The organism is Streptomyces sp. NPDC056144 (assembly GCF_042264145.1).
Lineage (GTDB): Bacteria > Actinomycetota > Actinomycetes > Streptomycetales > Streptomycetaceae > Streptomyces.
In genome coordinates, this window is sequence record NZ_JBHJVF010000004.1 from 222,651 (window position 1) to 243,025 (window position 20,375).

A 20,375-nucleotide genomic window follows, 5' to 3' on the forward strand; every position below is an offset into this window, starting at 1 on the left:
GATCTCGGAGGACGCGCGATGGGTGACCTGAAACAGTACGGCCTCGTGAGAGCCCAGGAGCGGCTCCGCGACCAGGTCGGGCATGCCCTCCGAGCCGCCCTGATAGCGGGCGAGCTCCGCCCCGGGCAGGTCTACTCGGCGCCGGGTCTCGCCGCCGACCTCGGCGTCTCCGCGACCCCCGTCCGCGAGGCGATGCTCGACCTGGCCCGCGAGGGCCTCGTCGAGCCCGTCCGCAACAAGGGCTTCCGCATCACCGAGGTCAGCGAGCGCGACCTCGACCAGTTCACCGAGCTGCGCACCCTCATCGAGGTCCCCACCATCGCCCGCGTGACGCGCCTGGCCACGCGCGAGCAGCTGGAGGAACTCCGCCCGGTCGCCGAGGAGATCGTCTCCCGTGCGCGGGAGCACGACCTCATCGGCTATCTGGAGGCCGACCGCCGCTTCCACCTCGCGCTGCTCGCCCTCTCCGGCAACGAACGCCTGGTCGAGACGGTGGGTGAACTGCGCAAGCGTTCCCGCCTGTACGGCCTGACGGGCCTCGACGCGGCGGGCAAGCTGGTCTCCTCGGCGGAGGAGCACCTCGAACTCCTCGACCTGATGCTCGACGGAGACGCCGGTGGCGCCGAGGAGTGCATGCGCCGCCACCTCGGCCACGTCCGCTCCCTCTGGGCCGACTCCCGGAACGAACCGGTCGCCATCGGAGGGCCCAGGGAGTCAACGACCCCCTAGCGCAGTCGAATTGGCTGATTCGCGCCGCCGTCACATGCGCCCGCCCCTTGACAGAGGCGGGCGCATTCATATGCTACGGCCATGTATCTCGCCGACGACGCCTCTACTCCCGCCTCCGGCAACGGACTTGAGGCTCCCGCGCCCGTACCCCCCGTCGCCGCCCGCCTGGCCCGCGTCGAGGCGTCGCCGGTACGCGAGATCCTCGCCCTCACCGCACGCCCCGACATGATCTCCTTCGCCGGCGGTCTGCCTGCCCCCGAACTCTTCGACGTCGAGGGAATCCGGGCCGCGTACGACGGCGTCCTCGCCGACAGCGGACGCAGGGCGCTCCAGTACTCGACCACCGAGGGCGACCCCGAGCTGCGCGCGGCGATAGCCGACCGCCTCGGGCACCGCGAACTGCCCACGAACCCCGACGACTTACTGATCACCACCGGTTCGCAGCAGGCCCTGACGCTGCTCACCGCCGCGCTCGTCTCCCCGGGGGACGTCGTCCTCGTCGAGGACCCCTGCTATCTCGCCGCCCTCCAGACCTTCTCCTTCGCGGGCGCCCGCGTCGTCCCCGTACCCACCGACGACCAGGGCATCGTCCCGGCCGCCCTGGAGGAGATCGCCGCCCGCGAGAAGGCCACCCTCCTCTACGTCGTCCCCACCTTCCAGAACCCCACCGGCCGCACCCTCCCCGCCGAGCGCCGCGCCGCCGTCGCCGAGGCCGCCGCACGGCACGGCTTCTGGATCGTCGAGGACGACCCGTACGGCGAACTCCGTTACGACGGCGAGCACGTCCCCTGGATCGCCGGCGAGGCCGTCGCCGCCGACCGCACCGTCCTCCTCGGCTCCTTCTCCAAGATCCTCGCGCCCGGCCTCCGCCTCGGCTGGCTCCGGGCCCCGGCGGGACTGCGCCGCGCCTGCGTGATCGCCAAGCAGGCCTCCGACCTGCACACCTCGACCGTCGACCAGGTCGCTGCCGCCCGCTACCTGCGCGACAACGACCTCGACGCTCACGTCGCCACGATCGCCGCCGCGTACCGGGAGCGCAGGGACGCCATGCTCGCGGGCCTGCCCGGCGCGCTCCCCAAGGGCAGCGCCTGGAACCGTCCGGAGGGCGGCATGTTCGTCTGGGCGACCCTCCCGGCGGGCCACGACGCGACGACGCTCCTCAAGGCGGCCGTCGGCCACGGGGTGGCGTACGTGCCCGGGGCGCCGTTCTACAGTGGCGAGCCGGACCCGGCCGCGATCCGGCTCGCGTTCACCACGCACGCGCCGGACGAGATCCGGGAGGGGCTCCGCAGGCTGGCGAAGGCCTTCGCCTGAGCCGTCGGCAGGTGGGCGCGCCCGCTGTCCGTCCGCCGTCCGCCCACCAACCTCTCGGCATCCGCTCGTGTCGTTGTTGGGCCGAACGGGTGAGGGGCGGGAGGATGGGCGCATGAGTAGGTACGAGAGGTACGACGTCACCGACGAGCAGTGGGAGGGCCTCGCCCAGGTCGTCCCCCTGCGCGGCCGTGACGAATGGCCGTCCAGGGTCGACCACCGCACGATCCCCGAGCAGTACGAGTCCGAAGAGCAGCGCCGCATGGTCGTGCTGCGGGTCCAGGTCTTCGCCGACGCCCGCGAGGTCGCCGAGTACCTCATCGCCCAGATCCCGGTCCTCCTCGACCTGACGAGCGCCGACACCGATGTCGCCAAGCGCATCCTCGACTTCAGCAGCGGCGTCGTCTTCGGCCTCGGCAGCGGCATGCACCGCGTCGACCGGAACGTCTTCCTCCTCGCGCCGGCCGGCACGGAGGTCGAGGGCGTGATGGGCGAGGACGGGGGCACGGAGGAGTACGAGGAGAGGTACGAGGGCAGGTACGAGGGAAGGTACGGGAGTGACGCCGAGGGCGGCCGCCGGACCGGCGTCCCTCGATCGTAGGAAGGTCGCTCCGAGGTAACGGTTCGTCAGGGAATGTGCCGCATACGGTCCGGGCATGGATCTCACCGGCGGCAGCATGCTCGCGCGCACCCACCTTGCTCCCTCGCCCACCCCATCCATCCCACTCGCTCCATCCGGCCCTCCCGCCCCATCCGGCCCTCCCGCCTCTGGCGATACCTCCTCTGACATCGACTCCCTCGGCCGCCCCCGTTCCGGCCGTACGCCTCAGGGCCGTACGCCCTCCGGGGGCGCCGTTCCGTCGCAAGCCGCGCGGGGGACCGCCCGGCCCGTCGTGACCGAGCTCCGCCTCTCCGCGTTCGCCGGTCACCGCGGCGCCGTCCATCCCCTCGGGCCCGTCACGCTCTTCGCCGGGTCGAGCGGCAGCGGCAAGTCGACCACCCTGCGGGCGTACGAGGCGCTCGCCAGGCTCGGTGCGGGCGACTCGCTCCACGAGGTCTTCCCTGCCGCCGTCGACCACGTACCCGAACGCGCCCGGCCCGACGCCCAGGGGCGGCGCGGCTTCCGGATCGGGTGCACGGTCGACGGCCCGGCCGGCCCGGTCCACCTCGACCTCGCCGTCCAGGTCGAGCCCCGGCTCCGCATCGTCGGTGAACGGCTCACCGGCCGGGGCCGCGTCCTGCTCGCCACCGCCCTCCGCGATCCCGGACGCGCCACCGTCCAGGCCGAGTGGCACACCGCGGGCGCCACACCCGTCACACGGGCACCACTGCCCGACGACCTGCTCGGTACGGCCCTGCTCCCGCTGCGCGTCGCGGGCAAGACCCCCGGGCAGCTGGAGGTCCTGGCCGCCGCCGAACAGGTCGTCATCGCCCTGCGGTCCGTCTTCCCCTGCGACCCCGGGCCCGGGACCATGCGGACCCCGGTGCTCCCGGGCGAGGGACGGCTCCGGCGCGGCTGCGCCAACCTCGCCGAGGTCCTGCACCGCACCCACACGGACTGCCCGCGCCGCCACCACCGCCTCGCGGCCGTGGCGCAGGCCGGCTGCGTGGGGCTTGTGACGGGGATCGGCGTGGAGGAACTGCCGGACGGCACCGTGCGCGCCGTCCTCGAAAGGGGCGAGCGGACGCCGACCCCGCTCGGCCGCCTCGGGGACGGCGAACTGCGCTACCTCGCCCTCGCGCTCACCCTGCTCACGGGCCCCGGTGTGCTCGCGATGGACCGGATCGCCGAGGTGCCCGAGGCCATGCAGAGCCTGACCCTGCTCACCGACGGCCTGGACCGGGGGCTCGACGGCCGGCAGGTGCGCGAACTGCTGCGCCTCGCGGCGGAGATCGCGGCCGACGGGCACGTCCGGCTGGTCGGGGCGGTGGGGGAGCGGTCGACGGAGGAGGCGCGGCGGACGCCCGGGGTGACAGTGGTAGACCTGGGTGGGTGACAGAGAAAGAGACCGGTGACAGCACGTCCGGCCGCGGCGACCTGGCGGCGCTCCAGCGCAGGCTGGCCGCCTTCGCGGCGGCCCGCGACTGGCAGCCGTACCACACGCCCAAGAACCTGGCGGCGGCCCTCAGTGTGGAGGCCTCCGAACTCCTGGAGATCTTCCAGTGGTTGACGCCCGAGGAGGCCGGGCGGGTGATGGAGGACCCCGGCACGGCGCACCGGGTCGAGGACGAGGTGGCCGACGTGCTCGCCTATCTGCTCCAGTTCTGCGAGGTGCTCGGGGTCGATCCGCTGGTCGCGCTCGCGGCGAAGATCGACAGGAACGAGGTGCGGTTCCCGGTCCGGCGGCGGGATGGCGGGGCTCGTCACTCTTCGGAGTGATCGCGTTTTCCCCATCGAGCTTACTGTCCACAGATTTCCGAATTCCTCTGGTGTCGGGGCTCAGGCGGCCTCACTCTGGGTAGTGGAATGAGTGGGCAGTAAGTCGTAAGAACGGGGGCGGCGTTGATGGAGGCGGAACGGCTCATCGCGGCCGGGCGGCAAGCGCTGGCGGGGAGCGGGACAGCACAGGACATCGTGGCGGAGGCCTGGCAGGCACAGGCCCTCGCCCAGGCGATAGGGAGTCATCTCGCTCTCTGCGGACCGCTGGAGGTGCGCGGCGAGGCGAGGGGGCTGAGCGAGACCGGGGAGTATCCGGCGTGGGGCGCGGCGGGACCGCGCGCGGGCCGGCTGACGGAGGTCGGAGATCCGGGCGCGGCGCTGACGGCGCTGGGCGCGCTCCTCGGGGAGGTCGGGATCGCGCTCGTCGGGGTGGCCTGCGCCACCGACGAGGAGGGGCTGTACTGGCAGTGCATCGAGGCCATCGACGCGGTCGACGAGTCGAACGACCGGGTGGGCGGGATGCTGCGGCGACTGGCGGTCCGGGACCGGGACCGGGAGCGGGCCCGCCCGCCCGACCCGGCCCGTGGACGGGCGGGCCCCGGCCAGGGTCCGACGTGAACGGCGGACGGCGCTCGGCCGGGGGCGGACGGGTGACGGCGGGGGAGCTAGAAGGGGGAAGGGGCGCCGTCGTGCGGGGTGCGGCCGTGGCGCGTGGAGTCGTGGCGCGTGGAGTCGTACGGGGTGTTCTCGCGGTGCTGCGGCTGCTCCTGGTCCGTGCGGTCGGCCGAGGACTGGATGTCGGCGTCCAGCTGGGAGAGGTCGGCGGAGAGCGCCGCCATCAGCTCCTCCATCTGCTGGAGCAGGCCCTTGGGAGCAGGGGTGCCGGGCTGGGGCACAGACTGCTCGGGCACGGCCCGCTCCGGCGCGGCTTCCTGGGACATGGCGGCCTCCTCGGCCCGGACCCCGTCACCGTGGACGGGACGCGGGTGAGAGCGACGCACCGGCAGCGGCCGCCGGCACGTGGGCCGGGCGGTCCGGCTCCGCCCGAGCCAACGACGGGTCCCGTCCACGGTCACTGGCCGGGGCGGACGCGTCCCGCCAGGGGGTCGGATATTTCACCCGACCGGGCCGGAGCGGCCCGTGGGCTGACGGCGAGGTTGACACGGCGCGATGGACGGGCGGCGGGCACCCGACGGTGCAGGATGGAGGTATGGATCTTCGCATTTTCACGGAGCCCCAGCAGGGGGCCGACTACGACACGCTCCTCACGGTCGCCCGGGCGACCGAGGACCTCGGCTTCGACGCGTTCTTCCGCTCGGACCACTACCTCAGCATGGGCTCGGCCGACGGGCTGCCGGGCCCGACGGACGCGTGGATCACCCTGGCCGGTCTCGCCAGGGAGACCCGCCGGATCCGTCTCGGCACGCTGATGACCGCGGGCACCTTCCGGCTTCCCGGTGTGCTCGCCATCCAGGTCGCCCAGGTCGACCGGATGTCGGGCGGCCGGATCGAACTCGGCCTCGGTGCGGGCTGGTTCGAGGAGGAGCACAAGGCGTACGGCATCCCGTTCCCGAAGGAGAAGTTCGGGCGCCTCGAAGAGCAGCTGGCGATCGTCACCGGCCTGTGGGGGACCGAGCTCGGCAAGACGTTCTCGTACGAGGGCGAGCACTACCGGCTCACGGACTCGCCCGCGCTGCCCAAGCCGCTCCAGGAGAAGATCCCGGTCCTGATCGGCGGGCACGGCGCGAGCCGCACGCCCCGGCTCGCCGCGCGGTACGCCGACGAGTTCAACATGCCGTTCGGCTCACTGGAGGAGACCGAGCTCCAGTTCGGCCGGGTGCGGGCCGCCGCGGAGGAGGCGGGCCGTTCCGCCGACGACCTCGTGTACTCGAACGCGCTGGTCGTGTGCGTCGGCAAGGACGACGCGGAGGTCGCGCGGCGGGCCGCCGCTATCGGACGGGAGGTGGACGAGCTCAAGGCGAACGGTCTGGCGGGTTCGCCGGCCGAGGTCGTCGACAAGCTCGGGCGGTACGCGGCCCTCGGCTCCTCGCGGGTGTACCTCCAGGTTCTCGACCTGCACGATCTGGACCACCTGGAGCTGATCTCCGCCCAGGTCCAGTCGCAGCTGGGCTGAGGGGGGGGCGACGATGAAGCCGGTCCGCACGCTCGCCGAGGCCCTCGCCGAGGGGCCGCTCGTCCTCGACGGCGGGCTGTCCAACCAGCTGGAGGCGCAGGGATGCGACCTCTCCGACGAGCTCTGGTCCGCACGGCTCCTTGACGACGGCCCCGAGCAGATCGAGGCGGCCCACGCGGCGTACGTGCGGGCCGGGGCGCGGGTGGTGACCACCGCGAGCTACCAGGCGACCTTCGAGGGGTTCGCCCGGCGGGGCGCGGACCGGGCGGAGACGGAGCGGCTCCTCGCCCGGAGCGTGGAGCTCGCCCGGCTGGCGTCCGGCCGGGTGGCCGAGGAGGTCTGGGTCGCCGCGTCGGTCGGTCCGTACGGGGCGATGCTCGCGGACGGGAGCGAGTACCGGGGACGGTACGGGCTCTCCGTACGGGAGTTGGAGCGCTTCCACCGGCCGCGGATCGAGGCGCTCGCCGCGGCGGGGCCCGACGTCCTGGCCCTGGAGACCGTGCCGGACGCCGACGAGGCCGAGGCGCTGCTGCGGGCGGTCGAGGGGTGCGGGGTGCCCGTGTGGCTCTCGTACACGGTCGAGGGCGGCCGGACGCGGGCCGGCCAGGACCTGGCGGAGGCCTTCGCCCTCGCCGCGGGGAACGACCAGGTCGTGGCGGTCGGCGTGAACTGCTGTGACCCGGGGGAGGCCGGCCCCGCCGTCGGGCTCGCCGCCGCCGTGACGGGCAAGCCCGTCGTGGTCTACCCGAACAGCGGAGAGCTGTGGGACGCGGAGGCGCGCGGCTGGTACGGCTCCGCCGTCTTCGGCCCGGCCGAAGAAGAGGGAGAGGGAGAGGGGAAGGGGGAGGGGGCGGGAGGGTCGGCGGTCGCCCTGGCCGCCGGCTGGGCGAGTGCCGGAGCCCGCCTGATCGGCGGCTGCTGCCGGGTCGGCCCACGAACGATCGCCGCGCTCGGCGGGGGTTCGGCGGGCTGAGACCACCCGGCCGGCGGGTGGAAAATGCCTGGTTGACCGGGTGCCGGGGTGTTCATACTCGGGCGTGTGTTCCTGACTATCAGCACCTACGGCAACCCGGAGCGACCCGCGACCGATCTCGGATTCCTGCTGCACAAGCATCCCGAGCGGGCGCAGGCGTTCTCGACCTCGCACGGCACCGCGCACGTCCTCTACCCCGAGGCGAGCGCCGAGCGGTGCACGGCGGCGCTCCTCCTGGAGGTGGACCCCGTGGCGCTGGTGCGCCGCGGCAAGGGCAAGGGCCGGGGCGGCGCCCCGGACGCCGCGCTCGCCCAGTACGTGAACGACCGGCCCTACGCCGCGTCCTCGCTGCTCGCGGTCGCGCTCGCGAAGGTCTTCAAGACCGCGCTGCACGGCGTGTGCCAGACCATGCCCGAGCGGGCCGCCGCGCCGCTGCCGCTGCGGATCGAGGTCCCCGCGGTCCCCGCCAGGGGCGGCGCCGGCCTGGTGCGCGCGCTGTTCGGGCCGCTGGGCTGGGACTCCGTGGAGGCGACGCCGGTCGTGCTCGACCCGGAGTTCCCCGAGTGGGGCGACTCCCGGTACGTGCGCCTGGTCCTGGAGGGCGAGCTGCGGCTCGCGGACGCGCTCAACCAGCTGTACGTGCTGCTGCCCGTCCTCGACGACGCCAAGCACTACTGGGTCGCGCCCGACGAGGTCGACAAGCTGCTGCGCGCCGGTGACGGCTGGCTCGCCGGGCACCCCGAGCGGCAGCTGATCACCGCCCGCTACCTCTCCCGCCGTTGGGGCCTCACCCGTGAGGCGACGGACCGGCTCGAACTCGTCCGCCTCGCCGAGGCGGAGCAGCTCGACGTGGAGGACGTCGACAACGCCGTGGACGAGACTGCGGACACGGAGGAGCGGCCCGCGCCGCTCGCCGAGCAGCGGCGCGGGGCGATCCTCGCCGCGCTGCACGCCGCCGGTGCCGCCCGCGTGCTCGATCTCGGCTGCGGACAGGGCCAGTTGGTGCAGGCCCTGCTCAAGGACGTCCGGTTCACCGAGATCGTCGGCGTCGACGTGTCCGTACGGGCGCTGAACGTCGCCGCGCGCCGTCTCCGGCTCGACCGGATGGGGGAGCGGCAGGCCGCCCGGGTCTCGCTGATCCAGGGCTCGCTCGCGTACACCGACAAGCGGCTCGCCGGTTACGACGCGGCCGTGCTCAGCGAGGTGATCGAGCACCTGGACCTGCCGAGGCTGCCTGCCCTGGAGTACGCGGTGTTCGGCGCCGCCCGGCCCCGTACGGTCCTCGTGACCACGCCGAACGTCGAGTACAACGTCCGCTGGGACACGCTGCCCGCCGGGCACGTCCGGCACGGCGACCACCGCTTCGAGTGGACCCGGGAGGAGTTCCGGGCGTGGGCGGCCTCGGTCGCCGGACAGTACGGGTACGGCGTCGACCTCGTCGCCGTCGGACCCGACGACCCCGAGGTCGGTCCGCCCACCCAGATGGCCGTGTTCACCCGTACCGACACCGAGACCCTCACCGACGAGCCCTCGAAGGAGGCCGCCGCATGACCCGCACGCTGCCCGTCACCGACCTGTCCCTCGTGGTGCTCGTCGGTGCCACCGGCTCCGGCAAGTCCACCTTCGCCCGACGCCACTTCAAGCCGACCGAGATCGTCTCCTCCGACTTCTGCCGGGGGCTCGTCGCCGACGACGAGAACGACCAGTCGGCGAGCAGGGACGCCTTCGACGTCCTCCACTACATCGCCGGCAAGCGCCTCGCGGCCGGGCGGCTCACCGTCGTCGACGCCACCAACGTGCAGCAGGAGGCCCGGCGTCAGCTCGTCCGGCTCGCCCGCGAGCACGACGTGCTGCCCATCGCGATCGTCCTCGACCTGCCCGAGGAGGTCTGCCGCACGCGCAACGCCGGCCGTCCCGACCGGGCGGACATGCCCGCGCACGTCATCCAGCGCCACCGCCGGGAGCTGCGCCGTTCGCTGCGCGGCCTGGAGCGCGAGGGCTTCCGCAAGGTGCACGTGCTGCGGTCGGTGGAGGAGGTCGAGGAGGCAGAGGTCGTCCTGGAGCGCCGCTTCAACGACCTCCGGCACCTCACCGGCCCCTTCGACATCATCGGCGACATCCACGGCTGCCGTTCCGAGCTCGACACGCTGCTCGGGCGGCTCGGGTACGTGGACGGAGACCACCCCGAAGGGCGTACGCACCCCGAAGGGCGTACGGCCGTCTTCGTCGGCGACCTCGTCGACCGGGGGCCCGACTCCCCGGGCGTCCTGCGACGCGTCATGGCGATGGTCGCCTCGGGCGACGCCCTGTGCGTCCCCGGCAACCACGAGAACAAGCTCGGCCGCCGGCTGAAGGGGAAGAAGGTCCAGGAGACCCACGGACTCGCCGAGACCGTCGCGCAACTGGAGGGCGAGAGCCAGGAGTTCCGCGACCAGGTGCGGGAGTTCATCGACGGACTCGTCAGCCACTACGTCCTCGACGGCGGCGACCTCGTCGTCTGTCACGCCGGGCTGCCGGAGAAGTACCACGGCCGCACCTCCGGCCGGGTGCGCTCGCACGCCCTGTACGGGGACACCACGGGCGAGACCGACGAGTTCGGGTTCCCGGTGCGCTACCCGTGGGCGGAGGAGTACCGCGGCCGGGCGGCTGTGGTGTACGGCCACACACCCGTGCCGACGACCTCCTGGGTCAACAACACCCTGTGCCTGGACACCGGTGCCGTCTTCGGCGGCCGGATGACCGCGCTGCGCTGGCCGGAGCGCGAGCTCGTCGACGTACCCGCCGAGAAGGTCTGGTACGAGCCGGTCAAGCCGCTCGCGGCCGCCGCGCCCGGTGGCCACGAGGGACGTCCCCTCGACCTGGCGGACGTGCACGGCCGGCGGATCGTGGAGACCCGGCAGCTCGGCAACGTGGCCGTGCGGGAGGAGAACGCGGCGGCCGCCCTGGAAGTGATGAGCCGCTTCGCCATCGACCCGCGGCTGCTCGCCTACCTGCCGCCGACCATGGCCCCGACCGCCACCTCGAAGGAGGAGGGGTATCTGGAGCACCCGGCCGAGGCCTTCGCCCAGTACCGGGCGGACGGCGTCGCCCGGGTCGTGTGCGAGGAGAAGCACATGGGCTCCCGTGCCGTGGCCCTGGTCTGCCGTGACGAGGAGGCCGCCCGCGAGCGCTTCGGCCTGAGCGGTGGCGCGGTGCCGACCGGGGCCCTGCACACCCGTACCGGACGGCCGTTCTTCGACGACCCCGCCGTCACCGAGGAGGTCCTCGGCCGACTGCGGACCGCGATCGGCGCCGCCGGGCTCTGGGACGAGCTCGGCACGGACTGGCTGCTGCTCGACGGCGAGCTGATGCCGTGGTCGCTCAAGTCGGCCGGGCTGCTCCGCTCGCAGTACGCGGCGGTCGGCGCGGCCTCCGGGGCGGCGCTGCCCGGCGCGGTCGACGCCCTGGAACGGGCGGCGGCGCGCGGGGTCGAGGGGCTCGACGGGCTCCTCGCCAAGCAGCGCGAGCGGCAGGAGGACGCGGCGGCGTTCACGGAGGCGTACCGCAGGTACTGCTGGCCGACCGACGGCCTGGAGGGCGTGCGGTTCGCGCCCTTCCAACTGCTCGCGGCGCGCGGACGTTCGCTCGCGGGTGTGCCGCACGACGGGCAGCTCGCCTGGCTCGACCGGCTCGTGGAGCACGACCCGACCGGGCTGCTCCAGGTCACCCGCAGGCTGGTCGTCGACACCGGCGACGAGACCTCGGTCCGCGCGGGCACCGACTGGTGGCTCGAACTGACCGGTGCGGGCAGCGAGGGCATGGTCGTGAAGCCGCTGGCCGCGCTCGTCCACGACACCAAGGGGCGGCTCGCGCAGCCGGGCGTGAAGGTGCGCGGACGCGAGTACCTCCGGATCATCTACGGCCCCGAGTACACGCGGCCGGAGAACCTGGAGCGGCTGCGGCAGCGCTTCCTCGGCCACAAGCGGTCGCTCGCGCTGCGGGAGTACGCGCTCGGCCTCGAGGCGCTGGACCGGCTCGCGGACGGGGAGCCGCTGTGGCGGGTCCACGAGGCGGTGTTCGCGGTCCTCGCGCTGGAGTCGGAGCCGGTGGACCCGCGGCTGTGAGGGCGGCGGGGGCCCGTCGCGGTGCGACGAGCCCCCGCCACCACCCGTACTGATGCCCGAAAGGCGGGCCCCGGGCGTCCGGCTCCGTCAGGATGGGCCCATGGCCTTCCACGTCGCCTCCGAGACCGGCCGGCTGCGCCGCGTCATCCTCCACCGCCCCGATCTGGAGCTGAAGCGGCTCACGCCGTCCAACAAGGACGCCCTGCTCTTCGACGACGTCCTCTGGGTGCGCAGAGCGCGCCAGGAGCACGACGGCTTCGCCGACGTGCTGCGCGACCGGGGCGTCGAGGTGCATCTCTTCGGCGACCTGCTGCGGGAGACCCTGGAGGTGCCCGCCGCCCGCGCGCTCGTCCTCGACCGGGTCTTCGACGAGAAGGAGTACGGGCCGCTGGCCGCCGACCACCTGCGTGCCGCGTTCGACTCGCTGGACGCGGCCGCGCTCGGCGAGGCGCTCGTCGGGGGCATGACGAAGCGGGAGTTCCTCGCGGCGCACCGGGAGCCGACCTCCGTCCGCTTCCACGCGCTCGACCTGGACGACTTCGTCCTCGGCCCGCTGCCGAACCACCTCTTCACCCGGGACACCTCGGCCTGGATCTACGACGGCGTCTCGATCAACGCGATGCGCTGGCCGGCCCGGCAGCGCGAGACCGTGCACTTCGAGGCGATCTACGGGCACCACCCGCTCTTCACGGGCCCGGACGCGGGCCCCTTCCACCGCTGGTCGGAGGGGCAGCGGGACTACCCGTCGACGATCGAGGGCGGGGACGTCCTCGTCATCGGCAACGGCGCCGTGCTCATCGGGATGAGCGAGCGGACGACTCCGCAGGCGGTGGAGATGCTGGCCCGCGGCCTCTTCGCGGCGGGCTCGGCGCGCACGATCGTGGCGCTCGACATGCCGAAGCGGCGGGCGTTCATGCACCTGGACACGGTGATGACGATGGTGGACCACGACACGTTCACGCAGTACGCCGGGCTCGGCATGCTCCGGTCCTACACGATCGAGCCGGGTGACGAGGGGCAGTCCCTGCGGGTGACCGACCACCCGCCGGAGCAGATGCACAGCGCGATCGCGGCGGCGCTCGGGCTCCAGGAGATCCGGGTGCTGACGGCGACACAGGACGTGCACGCGGCGGAGCGGGAGCAGTGGGACGACGGGTGCAACGTGCTCGCGGTGGAGCCCGGGGTGGTCGTGGCGTACGAGAGGAACGTCACCACCAACACGCATCTGCGGAAGCAGGGCATCGAGGTGATCGAGATCCCGGGGAGCGAGCTCGGGCGGGGGCGGGGCGGGCCGCGGTGCATGAGCTGCCCGGTGGAGCGGGACGCCGACTGAGGGCCCGCCCGGCGGCCTCACCCGAAGCTCTGTATATAAATGCCTATTCTCGTATAGACTTCCAAAGGTCAGCGACCGCCGTCGTTCCCCCGGCCGTCGACCACCCCACCCGTACCCCAGGAGCGCGTCCCATGGCCACAGACCTCATCGGCCGCCACTTCCTCAAGGAGCTGGACTTCACCGCCGAGGAGTTCCGCGGCCTGGTCGCGCTCTCCGCCGAGCTCAAGGCCGCCAAGAAGGCGGGCGCCGAGGTCCAGCGGCTGCGCGGCAAGAACATCGCGCTGATCTTCGAGAAGACCTCGACCCGCACCCGCTGCGCCTTCGAGGTGGCCGCCGCCGACCAGGGCGCCTCCACCACCTACCTCGACCCCTCGGCCTCCCAGATGGGCCACAAGGAGTCGGTCAAGGACACCGCCCGCGTGCTCGGCCGGATGTTCGACGGCATCGAGTACCGGGGCGACAGCCAGGCCGCCGTCGAGGAACTGGCCGCCTTCGCCGGCGTGCCCGTCTTCAACGGGCTCACCGACGACTGGCACCCCACCCAGATGCTCGCCGACGCGCTCACCATGACCGAGCACTCCGACAAGCCGCTCGACGGGATCGTCTTCGCCTATCTGGGTGACGCCCGCTTCAACATGGGCAACTCCTACCTGATCACCGGCGCCCTGCTCGGCATGGACGTCCGGATCGTCGCCCCCGAGGCGTACTGGCCCGCCGAGACCGTCGTCGCCGAGGCCCGCAAGCTCGCCGAGGCGAGCGGCGCCACGATCACCCTCACCGAGTCCGTCGCGGACGGCGTCCGGGGCGCCGACTTCGTCGCCACCGACGTGTGGGTCTCCATGGGCGAGCCCAAGGAGGTCTGGGACGAGCGGATCGCCGCCCTCGCCCCGTACGCCGTGACCATGGACGTCCTCCGCGCCACCGGGAACCCGGACGTCAAGTTCCTGCACTGCCTGCCCGCCTTCCACGACCTGGGCACGGCCGTCGGCCGCGACATCCACGCCCGGCACGGCCTGACCGAGCTGGAGGTCTCCGACGAGGTCTTCGAGTCGGCGCACTCGGTCGTCTTCGACGAGGCGGAGAACCGGATGCACACGATCAAGGCGGTCCTCGTCGCCACGCTGGCCGGTTCCGCGCAGACGGCGGCATAGCTTTACGCCTGATTGGGTGAATATGCGATAAGAGGCTTACGATCGCATCCTTCTGGGGGGTTCGGGCATACATGCCCGGACCCCCTCACCCATGCAGCACCATGCGCCACCAGAGATGAGAACCCCCGCATGCCCTCGCGGATCAAGTCCCCGCAGCAGCTCATCGCCGAGTCAGGCGCCGACCTCGAAGGCCACGGCCTCAAGCGCACCATGGGCCTCTTCCAGCTCGTGTGCTTCGGCATCGGCGCGATCGTCGGCACCGGCATCTTCGTCGGTCTGTCGGACAGCGTCTCCGAGGCCGGCCCGGCCGTCGTGATCTCCTTCGTCCTCGCCGCGATCACCTGCGTCTTCACCGCCTTCTCCTTCGCGGAGCTCGGCGGCGCGATCCCGGTCTCGGGTTCCTCGTACTCCTTCGCCTACGCGAGCCTCGGCGAGCGGACCGCCTTCCTCGTCGGCTGGTGCCTGCTCCTGGAGTACGGCGTCTCCGTCTCGGCGGTCGCGGTCGGCTGGAGCCAGTACCTCAACGAGCTCCTCGACAGCCTGACGGGCTGGCAGCTCCCCGCCTCGCTCTCCGCGGGCCCGGCCGACGGCGGCGTGATCAACGTCCCCGCCGTGCTCGTCATCCTGATGGCCGCCACCCTCCTCGTCCGGGGGGTGCGCGAGAGCGCGCGGGCGACGGCCGCCATGGCCGTCCTCAAGATCGGCATCCTGATCGTCTTCTGCGTGATCGGCTTCTCCGCCTTCGAGGCCGGGAACCTCTCGCCGTTCGCCACCCACGGCATGGGCGGCATCACCGCGGGCGCCTCGGTGGCCTTCTTCTCGTACATCGGCTTCGACGCCATCACCACGGCCGGCGAGGAGGTGAAGGACCCGCGCCGGAACATCCCGATCGCGATCCTCATCTGCATCGGCCTCGTCACCCTGCTCTACTGCGCCGTCGCGCTCTCCGCGATCGGCGCGCTCGGCGCCGAGGCGGTCGCCGACCAGCCCGCCGCGCTGTCGGTCGTCGTCGACCAGGTCACCGGCTCCTCGATCGGCGGCGGCGTGATCGCCTTCGGCGCGGTCGTCGCCATCGCGTCCGTCGTCCTCGCGGTGATGTACGGGCAGACCCGCATCCTGCTGTCGATGTCCCGCGACGGGCTCGTGCCGCGCGTCTTCGAGCGGGTCTCGCCGAAGTCCGCGACCCCGGTGGCCAACACCTGGATCGTCGCCGCCGTCTTCGCGGTCCCGGCGGCCTTCGCCTCGCTCGACGTGGTCGTCAACCTGACCACCATCGGCACCCTCGCCATCATGGCGGTCGTCAACTTCGCGGTGATCGTGCTGCGCCGCCGCGAGCCGGGGCTGCGCCGTTCCTTCCGCGTCCCGCTCTACCCGGTGAGCCCGATCCTCGGCATCGGCTTCTGCCTGTACCTCATCTGGGGGACGGGCTGGTCGACCTGGGTGCAGTTCGCGGTCTTCCTCGTGGTCGGCGCCCTCGTGTACGCGTTCTACGGGCGCCGCCACTCGCGGCTCGTCACGGCTCCCGATGACGCCGCTGTGCCGGGATCCCCTGGAGCGTGAACCAGACCGCCTTGCCGTGCGCGGTGGGGCGGTGGCCGCAGTCGCTGCTGAGCGCGCGGATGAGGAGGAGGCCCCGGCCGTGCTCCTGCCAGGGGTCGATCTCCTCGGCCGGGTCGGGGCAGACGAGCTCGCCGGGGCCGGCGGGCTCGGAGTCGTGCACCTCGACGTGACAGCCGCCCGGCGCGGCGAGCAGCTCGACGACCAGCTCGATGGGGCCCTTGCCGGCGGTGTGCTCGACGGCGTTGGCGACGAGTTCGGCGGTGAGCAGCTCGGCCGTGTCGCTGTCGGGCAGGGAGCCGGTGCCGGACTCGATGTCGTTGAGCGCGGTACGGATCAGGGCGCGGGCGATCGGCACGGCGGCCGTGGTGTGGGGCAGGCGGATACGCCAGGAGGTGGCGGTGCCGTCGATTCCGGAAGGGCCGGTGGGGCTGGCAGGGTCAGGGTTGTCGGTGGTTTCGGGCAAGGCAGGCTCCCTTCACCGTGTGGGGGCGGGGTGGGCGAGTGGGGTGGAGGCATCCCGAGACGTCCTGGTTTCAACCTTACGAGGTGCAAAATCCTGTTCCCAGGGCACCCCTCCCTCCCCGCCAGGGACTTCGGTCACGATCTTGGAGGGACCTTCCGGGGGCTGGTCCGACAAAGCCTTTATCGCGCTCTCGTGACGACAGTCACAGTACGGTGATACCCTCCGATCGGAGGAAGGAGGCCTCTCCGCATGAGCCCCTTTACCGGATCCGCGACCCGCACCGAGCGCTGGCGGCACCTGCGCCTCGACATCGACGAGGGCGTCGCCACCGTCACCCTCGCCCGCCCCGCGAAGCTCAACGCCCTCACCTTCGGCGCCTACGCCGACCTCCGCGACCTGCTCGCCGAGCTCTCCCGCGAACGCTCCGTCCGCGCCCTCGTCCTCGGCGGCGAAGGCCGCGGCTTCTGCTCGGGCGGCGACGTCGACGAGATCATCGGCGCCACCCTCGCCCTCGACACCGCCCGCATCCTCGACTTCAACCGGATGACCGGCCAGGTCGTCAGGGCCCTGCGCGAATGCCCCTTCCCGGTCGTCGCCGCGCTCCACGGCGTCGCCGCCGGCGCCGGGGCCGTCCTCGCCCTCGCCGCCGACTTCCGCGTCGCCGACCCCACCACCCGCTTCTCCTTCCTCTTCACCCGGGTGGGCCTCTCCGGCGGCGACATGGGCGCGGCCTACCTCCTGCCCCGGGTCGTCGGCCTCGGCCACGCCACCCGCCTCCTCATGCTCGGCGAACCCGTCCACGCGGCCGAGGCCGAACGCATCGGCCTGCTGAGCGAGCTCACCGAGGAGGGCGCCGCCGACACCCGCGCCGCCGCCCTCGCCCGCCGCCTCGCCGACGGCCCCGCGCTCGCCCTCGCCCAGACGAAGGCGCTGCTCACCGCCGAGCTCGACATGCCGCTCGCCGCCTCCATCGAGATGGACGCCGCCACCCAGGCCCTCCTCATGCACGGCGAGGACTACGCCGAGTTCCACGCCGCCTTCACGGAGAAGCGGCCCCCGAAGTGGCGGGGGTGCTGACGGTGACGGGCCCGGGCCCGGGGCCGCGTACCGTGGCCGTCATCGGCGGCGGCCCCGGCGGCCTCTACGCCGCCGCCCTCCTCAAGCGGCTCGACCCCGCCCGCGAGGTCACCGTCTGGGAGCGGAACGCCCCCACCGACACCTTCGGTTTCGGCGTCGTCCTCTCCGACGAGACCCTCGGCGGCATCCGTGACGCCGACCCCGTCGTGTACGAGGCCCTGCGCGCCGAGCTCGTCCGCTGGGACGACATCGACGTCGTCCACCGGCACCACCGCACCACCTCCACCGGCCACGGCTTCGCCGCCCTCGGCCGCCGCCGTCTCCTGGAGCTCCTGCACGCGCGCTGCGCCGAGCTCGGCGTACGGCTCCGCTTCCGCGCCGAGGCCCCGCCCGCCGCCGAGCTGGCCGCGACCCACGATCTCGTCGTCGCCGCCGACGGCGTCCACAGCCGCACCCGCGAGGACCGCGCGGACCACTTCCGCCCCCGGATCACCACCCACCGCTGCCGCTACATCTGGCTCGCCGCCGACCTCGCCTTCGAGGCCTTCCGCTTCGAGATCGCCGAGACGGAGCACGGCGTGATGCAGCTCCACGCCTACCCCTTCTCGGCCGACAGCTCCACCGTCATCGTCGAGATGCGCGAGGAGGTCTGGCGGGCCGCCGGCTTCGACGAGCTCGACGAGGCCGAGTCCGCCGCCCGCTGCGCGAAGATCTTCGCCGAGGCGCTCGGCGGCCGGGAGCTCCGCTCCAACAACTCCTCCTGGACCGCGTTCCGCACGGTCGTCAACGAGCGCTGGTCGTACGGGAACACCGTCCTCATCGGCGACGCCGCCCACACCGCCCACTTCTCCATCGGCTCCGGCACCAAACTGGCCGTCGAGGACGCCCTGGCCCTGGCCACGGCCCTCGGCGGCGAACACCCCACCCTTCCCGAGGCGTTGGCGGCCTACGAGGCCGCCCGTCGTCCCGTCGTCGAGTCCACCCAGCGGGCCGCCGCCGCCAGCCTCCGCTGGTTCGAGGAGATCGCCGACCACGTCGACCGCCCGCCCCGCCGCTTCGCCTTCGACCTCCTCACCCGCAGCCGCCGCGTCACCCACGCCAACCTGCGCCTGCGCGACCCCGCCTTCGCCACCACCGTCGAGGACGACTTCGGCTGCCCGCCCGGCACCCCGCCCATGTTCACCCCCTTCCGCCTGCGCGGCCTGACCCTGCGCAACCGGATCGTCGTCTCGCCCATGGACATGTACGTCTCCGAGGACGGCGTCCCCGGCGACTTCCACCTCGTCCACCTCGGCGCCAGGGCCCTGGGCGGCGCCGGACTGGTCATGACCGAGATGGTGTGCGTGAGCCCCGAGGGCCGCATCACCCCCGCCTGCGCCGGACTCTGGACCGACGAGCAGGCCGCCGCCTGGGCCCGTGTCACCGCCTTCGTCCACGACCGGGCACCCGGCACCGCGATCGGCGTCCAGCTCGGGCACTCCGGCCGGAAGGGCTCCACCCGCCGCATGTGGGAGGGGATCGACCAGCCCCTGCCCGAAGGGAACTGGCCGCTCGTCGCCGCCTCCCCGCTCCCGTACAGGACCGGCGTCAACCAGACCCCGGCCGCCCTCGACCGCGCCGGACTCACCGCCGTCCGCGAGCAGTTCGTCTCCGCCGCCCGGCGCGCGCTGCGCTGCGACTTCGACCTCCTCGAACTCCACAGCGGCCACGGCTACTTGCTCTCCGGGTTCCTCTCCCCGCTCACCAACCACCGCACCGATTCCTACGGCGGCGACGTCGAGGGACGGCTGCGCTTCCCGCTCGAAGTCTTCGACGCCATGAGGGAGGTGTGGCCCGACGACCGCCCCATGACGGTCCGGATCTCGGCGACCGACTGGGCCGAGGGCGGCACGAGCACCGAGGACGCCCTCGCGGTCGCCCGCGCCTTCGCCGCGCACGGCGCCGACGCCATCGACGTCTCGACCGGCCAGGTCGTCCCCGACGAGCGCCCCGAGTACGGCCGTTCGTACCAGACGCCGTACGCCGACCGGATCCGCAACACCGTCGGCGTCCCCGTCATCGCCGTCGGCGCGATCTCCTCGTGGGACGACGTCAACTCCCTGCTCCTCGCGGGCCGCGCCGACCTCTGCGCCCTCGCCCGCCCGCACCTGTACGACCCCCACTGGACCCTCCACGCGGCGGCCGAGCAGGGCTACGAGGGCGAGGCGGCGCCCTGGCCGGCCCCGTACCGCGCCGGCAACCGCCCGCCGCCGACAGGCCGTACCGCTTAGGGCGTCTCCGGGACCGCTTCGTCCGCCCCGGAGACGTACGGCCGGACGAACTCCGCGCCGCGCTCCCACAGCAGCTCGTGGAGGGCGGCGAAGACCTCCGCCGAGCGCCGTCCCGGCCAGTCGCCGGGCAGCAGTTCGGCCGGGAGGACCGGGTCCGCGTACGGCAGACGACGCCAGGAGTCGAGGACGAGGAGGTACGCCCGGTAGGCGTCCTCCGCGCCGCCCGGCGCCGACCGCCAGGACCGCAGCACCGGCTCGTGGGCCGCGAGGAACTCCTCGTGGAGCCCCGCGATGGCCGGCAGGTCCCACCAGCGGGCCGCCGCCTCGGCCGTGGCCGCGTACCCCAGGTGCTCGCCGCGGAAGAGGTCGACGTACGGGGAGAGCCCGAGCCGCTCCAGGGCGTGCCGCGTCTCCTCGTACAGCCGCGCGGGCGCGATCCAGACGCCCGGCGCCGCCGTGCCGAAGCCGAGGCGGGCGAGCCGGGAGCGCAGCAGGTGGCGCTTGTGCCGCTCGGCCTCGGGGACCGAGAAGACGGCGAGGACCCAGCCCTCGGAGAGCTTCGGCTCCGTACGGGCGTAGATGCGGCGGTCGCCGTCGTCGAGGAGCCGACGGGCGTCCTCCGAGAGGGCGTACCCCGCGGCCCCGTCGGCCGTCCGGCGCGGCAGCAGCAGCCCGCGCCGCTTGAGCCGCGACACCGACGAGCGCACGGAGGGCGCGTCCACGCCGAGCACCCCGAGCAGCCGGATGAGCGCGGCCACCGGCATCGGGGAGTCGTCGGGCCCCCGGCCGTAGGCGCCGTAGAGGGAGACGATCAGGGAACGGGGGGTGTGCTGCTCGGCCACGTGATCACTTTAGGGGGTGCGGGGGTGCGGGGGTGCGGGGGAGAGGACA

Annotated in this window: 17 protein-coding genes and 1 pseudogene; 15 read left to right on the forward strand and 3 right to left on the reverse strand. The window is 73.1% G+C overall.

Translation table 11 applies throughout. The features are described 5' to 3' along the window. The first annotated feature begins 18 nt into the window (after nt 1-18). From ACFC0Z_RS15050 to ACFC0Z_RS15075, 6 genes and pseudogenes are all read left to right on the forward strand, one after another. Nucleotides 19-729 carry a GntR family transcriptional regulator gene (locus tag ACFC0Z_RS15050; RefSeq protein WP_376437143.1) on the forward strand — a complete coding sequence of 237 codons (711 nt, stop codon included), beginning with the start codon at nt 19-21 and terminating at the stop codon, nt 727-729. A gap of 81 nt (nt 730-810) precedes the next feature. Continuing rightward, the gene (locus ACFC0Z_RS15055) at nt 811-2,043 is read left to right on the forward strand and encodes a PLP-dependent aminotransferase family protein (RefSeq protein ID WP_376437145.1); all 1,233 of its coding nucleotides are present in this window, start codon (nt 811-813) and stop codon (nt 2,041-2,043) included. A gap of 112 nt (nt 2,044-2,155) precedes the next feature. Then, nucleotides 2,156-2,527, forward strand: a pseudogene (locus ACFC0Z_RS15060) (cell division protein SepF); the annotation flags it as partial. Between the two features lie 169 nt (nt 2,528-2,696). Then, complete coding sequence (locus ACFC0Z_RS15065) at nt 2,697-4,037, forward strand: ATP-binding protein (RefSeq protein ID WP_376437148.1); 1,341 nt, start codon at nt 2,697-2,699, stop codon at nt 4,035-4,037. Continuing rightward, nucleotides 4,034-4,420, forward strand: coding sequence for a nucleotide pyrophosphohydrolase (locus tag ACFC0Z_RS15070; protein WP_376437151.1), 387 nt, complete (start codon nt 4,034-4,036; stop codon nt 4,418-4,420). The genes ACFC0Z_RS15065 and ACFC0Z_RS15070 overlap by 4 nt, the downstream gene beginning before the upstream one ends. 126 nt (nt 4,421-4,546) lie before the next feature. After that, nucleotides 4,547-5,038: a DUF6099 family protein gene (locus ACFC0Z_RS15075; RefSeq protein WP_376437154.1), complete on the forward strand. Its 492-nt coding sequence runs from the start codon at nt 4,547-4,549 to the stop codon at nt 5,036-5,038. A 47-nt stretch (nt 5,039-5,085) separates the two neighbouring features. Here ACFC0Z_RS15075 and ACFC0Z_RS15080 read toward each other — a convergent pair whose 3' ends face one another. Then, a complete protein-coding gene (locus ACFC0Z_RS15080) occupies nt 5,086-5,361 on the reverse strand; it encodes a hypothetical protein (RefSeq protein WP_376437157.1) in 276 nt (91 codons plus the stop codon). A gap of 269 nt (nt 5,362-5,630) precedes the next feature. Between ACFC0Z_RS15080 and ACFC0Z_RS15085 the strand changes: the two genes are divergently transcribed. The 7 genes from ACFC0Z_RS15085 to ACFC0Z_RS15115 all read left to right on the forward strand — a co-directional run bounded on the left by ACFC0Z_RS15085 (nt 5,631) and on the right by ACFC0Z_RS15115 (nt 15,674). Beyond that, entirely contained in the window at nt 5,631-6,554 is a 924-nt protein-coding gene (locus ACFC0Z_RS15085) for an LLM class F420-dependent oxidoreductase (protein ID WP_376437160.1), read from the forward strand. 13 nt (nt 6,555-6,567) lie between these two features. Continuing rightward, nucleotides 6,568-7,527, forward strand: a complete 960-nt coding sequence (mmuM, locus tag ACFC0Z_RS15090) for a homocysteine S-methyltransferase (protein WP_376437162.1) — start codon at nt 6,568-6,570, stop codon at nt 7,525-7,527. 66 nt (nt 7,528-7,593) lie between these two features. Then, entirely contained in the window at nt 7,594-9,078 is a 1,485-nt protein-coding gene (locus ACFC0Z_RS15095) for a 3' terminal RNA ribose 2'-O-methyltransferase Hen1 (RefSeq protein WP_376437164.1), read from the forward strand. Further along, nucleotides 9,075-11,630 (forward strand): polynucleotide kinase-phosphatase, encoded by a 2,556-nt coding sequence (locus tag ACFC0Z_RS15100; protein WP_376437167.1) that lies wholly within the window; start codon nt 9,075-9,077, stop codon nt 11,628-11,630. Before ACFC0Z_RS15095 ends, ACFC0Z_RS15100 begins: the two co-directional genes overlap by 4 nt. 100 nt (nt 11,631-11,730) lie before the next feature. Next, nucleotides 11,731-12,963: an arginine deiminase gene (locus tag ACFC0Z_RS15105; RefSeq protein ID WP_376437170.1), complete on the forward strand. Its 1,233-nt coding sequence runs from the start codon at nt 11,731-11,733 to the stop codon at nt 12,961-12,963. Between the two features lie 131 nt (nt 12,964-13,094). After that, on the forward strand, nt 13,095-14,114 hold the full coding sequence (gene argF / locus ACFC0Z_RS15110) for an ornithine carbamoyltransferase (RefSeq protein WP_376437172.1): 1,020 nt from the start codon (nt 13,095-13,097) through the stop codon (nt 14,112-14,114). Nucleotides 14,115-14,243: 129 nt separating this feature from the next. Next, nucleotides 14,244-15,674, forward strand: coding sequence for an amino acid permease (locus tag ACFC0Z_RS15115; protein WP_376437175.1), 1,431 nt, complete (start codon nt 14,244-14,246; stop codon nt 15,672-15,674). On the opposite strand, the gene ACFC0Z_RS15120 is transcribed toward ACFC0Z_RS15115, so the two are convergent. Beyond that, nucleotides 15,628-16,083, reverse strand: coding sequence for an ATP-binding protein (locus tag ACFC0Z_RS15120; RefSeq protein WP_376437980.1), 456 nt, complete (start codon nt 16,081-16,083; stop codon nt 15,628-15,630). The two genes, ACFC0Z_RS15115 and ACFC0Z_RS15120, sit on opposite strands and share 47 nt — an antisense overlap. 303 nt (nt 16,084-16,386) lie before the next feature. Between ACFC0Z_RS15120 and ACFC0Z_RS15125 the strand changes: the two genes are divergently transcribed. Continuing rightward, nucleotides 16,387-17,214, forward strand: coding sequence for an enoyl-CoA hydratase family protein (locus tag ACFC0Z_RS15125; RefSeq protein ID WP_376437178.1), 828 nt, complete (start codon nt 16,387-16,389; stop codon nt 17,212-17,214). Beyond that, nucleotides 17,199-19,484: a bifunctional salicylyl-CoA 5-hydroxylase/oxidoreductase gene (locus tag ACFC0Z_RS15130; protein ID WP_376437181.1), complete on the forward strand. Its 2,286-nt coding sequence runs from the start codon at nt 17,199-17,201 to the stop codon at nt 19,482-19,484. Before ACFC0Z_RS15125 ends, ACFC0Z_RS15130 begins: the two co-directional genes overlap by 16 nt. On the opposite strand, the gene ACFC0Z_RS15135 is transcribed toward ACFC0Z_RS15130, so the two are convergent. Next, nucleotides 19,481-20,326, reverse strand: a complete 846-nt coding sequence (locus tag ACFC0Z_RS15135; RefSeq protein WP_376437184.1) for a PaaX family transcriptional regulator C-terminal domain-containing protein — start codon at nt 20,324-20,326, stop codon at nt 19,481-19,483. The two genes, ACFC0Z_RS15130 and ACFC0Z_RS15135, sit on opposite strands and share 4 nt — an antisense overlap. Nucleotides 20,327-20,375 lie beyond the last annotated feature (49 nt).

Excerpts from the sequence above, each read along its gene's own strand:
- ACFC0Z_RS15105 (WP_376437170.1), top strand. The coding sequence starts at position 11,731 with ATGGCCTTCCACGTCGCCTCCGAGACCGGCCGGCTGCGCCGCGTCATC.
- ACFC0Z_RS15100 (WP_376437167.1), top strand. The coding sequence starts at position 9,075 with ATGACCCGCACGCTGCCCGTCACCGACCTGTCCCTCGTGGTGCTCGTC.
- ACFC0Z_RS15115 (WP_376437175.1), top strand. The coding sequence starts at position 14,244 with ATGCCCTCGCGGATCAAGTCCCCGCAGCAGCTCATCGCCGAGTCAGGC.
- ACFC0Z_RS15075 (WP_376437154.1), top strand. The coding sequence starts at position 4,547 with ATGGAGGCGGAACGGCTCATCGCGGCCGGGCGGCAAGCGCTGGCGGGG.
- ACFC0Z_RS15125 (WP_376437178.1), top strand. The coding sequence starts at position 16,387 with ATGAGCCCCTTTACCGGATCCGCGACCCGCACCGAGCGCTGGCGGCAC.
- ACFC0Z_RS15055 (WP_376437145.1), top strand. The coding sequence starts at position 811 with ATGTATCTCGCCGACGACGCCTCTACTCCCGCCTCCGGCAACGGACTT.
- ACFC0Z_RS15050 (WP_376437143.1), top strand. The coding sequence starts at position 19 with ATGGGTGACCTGAAACAGTACGGCCTCGTGAGAGCCCAGGAGCGGCTC.
- ACFC0Z_RS15080 (WP_376437157.1), bottom strand. The coding sequence starts at position 5,361 with ATGTCCCAGGAAGCCGCGCCGGAGCGGGCCGTGCCCGAGCAGTCTGTG.
- mmuM (WP_376437162.1), top strand. The coding sequence starts at position 6,568 with ATGAAGCCGGTCCGCACGCTCGCCGAGGCCCTCGCCGAGGGGCCGCTC.
- ACFC0Z_RS15065 (WP_376437148.1), top strand. The coding sequence starts at position 2,697 with ATGGATCTCACCGGCGGCAGCATGCTCGCGCGCACCCACCTTGCTCCC.
- argF (WP_376437172.1), top strand. The coding sequence starts at position 13,095 with ATGGCCACAGACCTCATCGGCCGCCACTTCCTCAAGGAGCTGGACTTC.
- ACFC0Z_RS15085 (WP_376437160.1), top strand. The coding sequence starts at position 5,631 with ATGGATCTTCGCATTTTCACGGAGCCCCAGCAGGGGGCCGACTACGAC.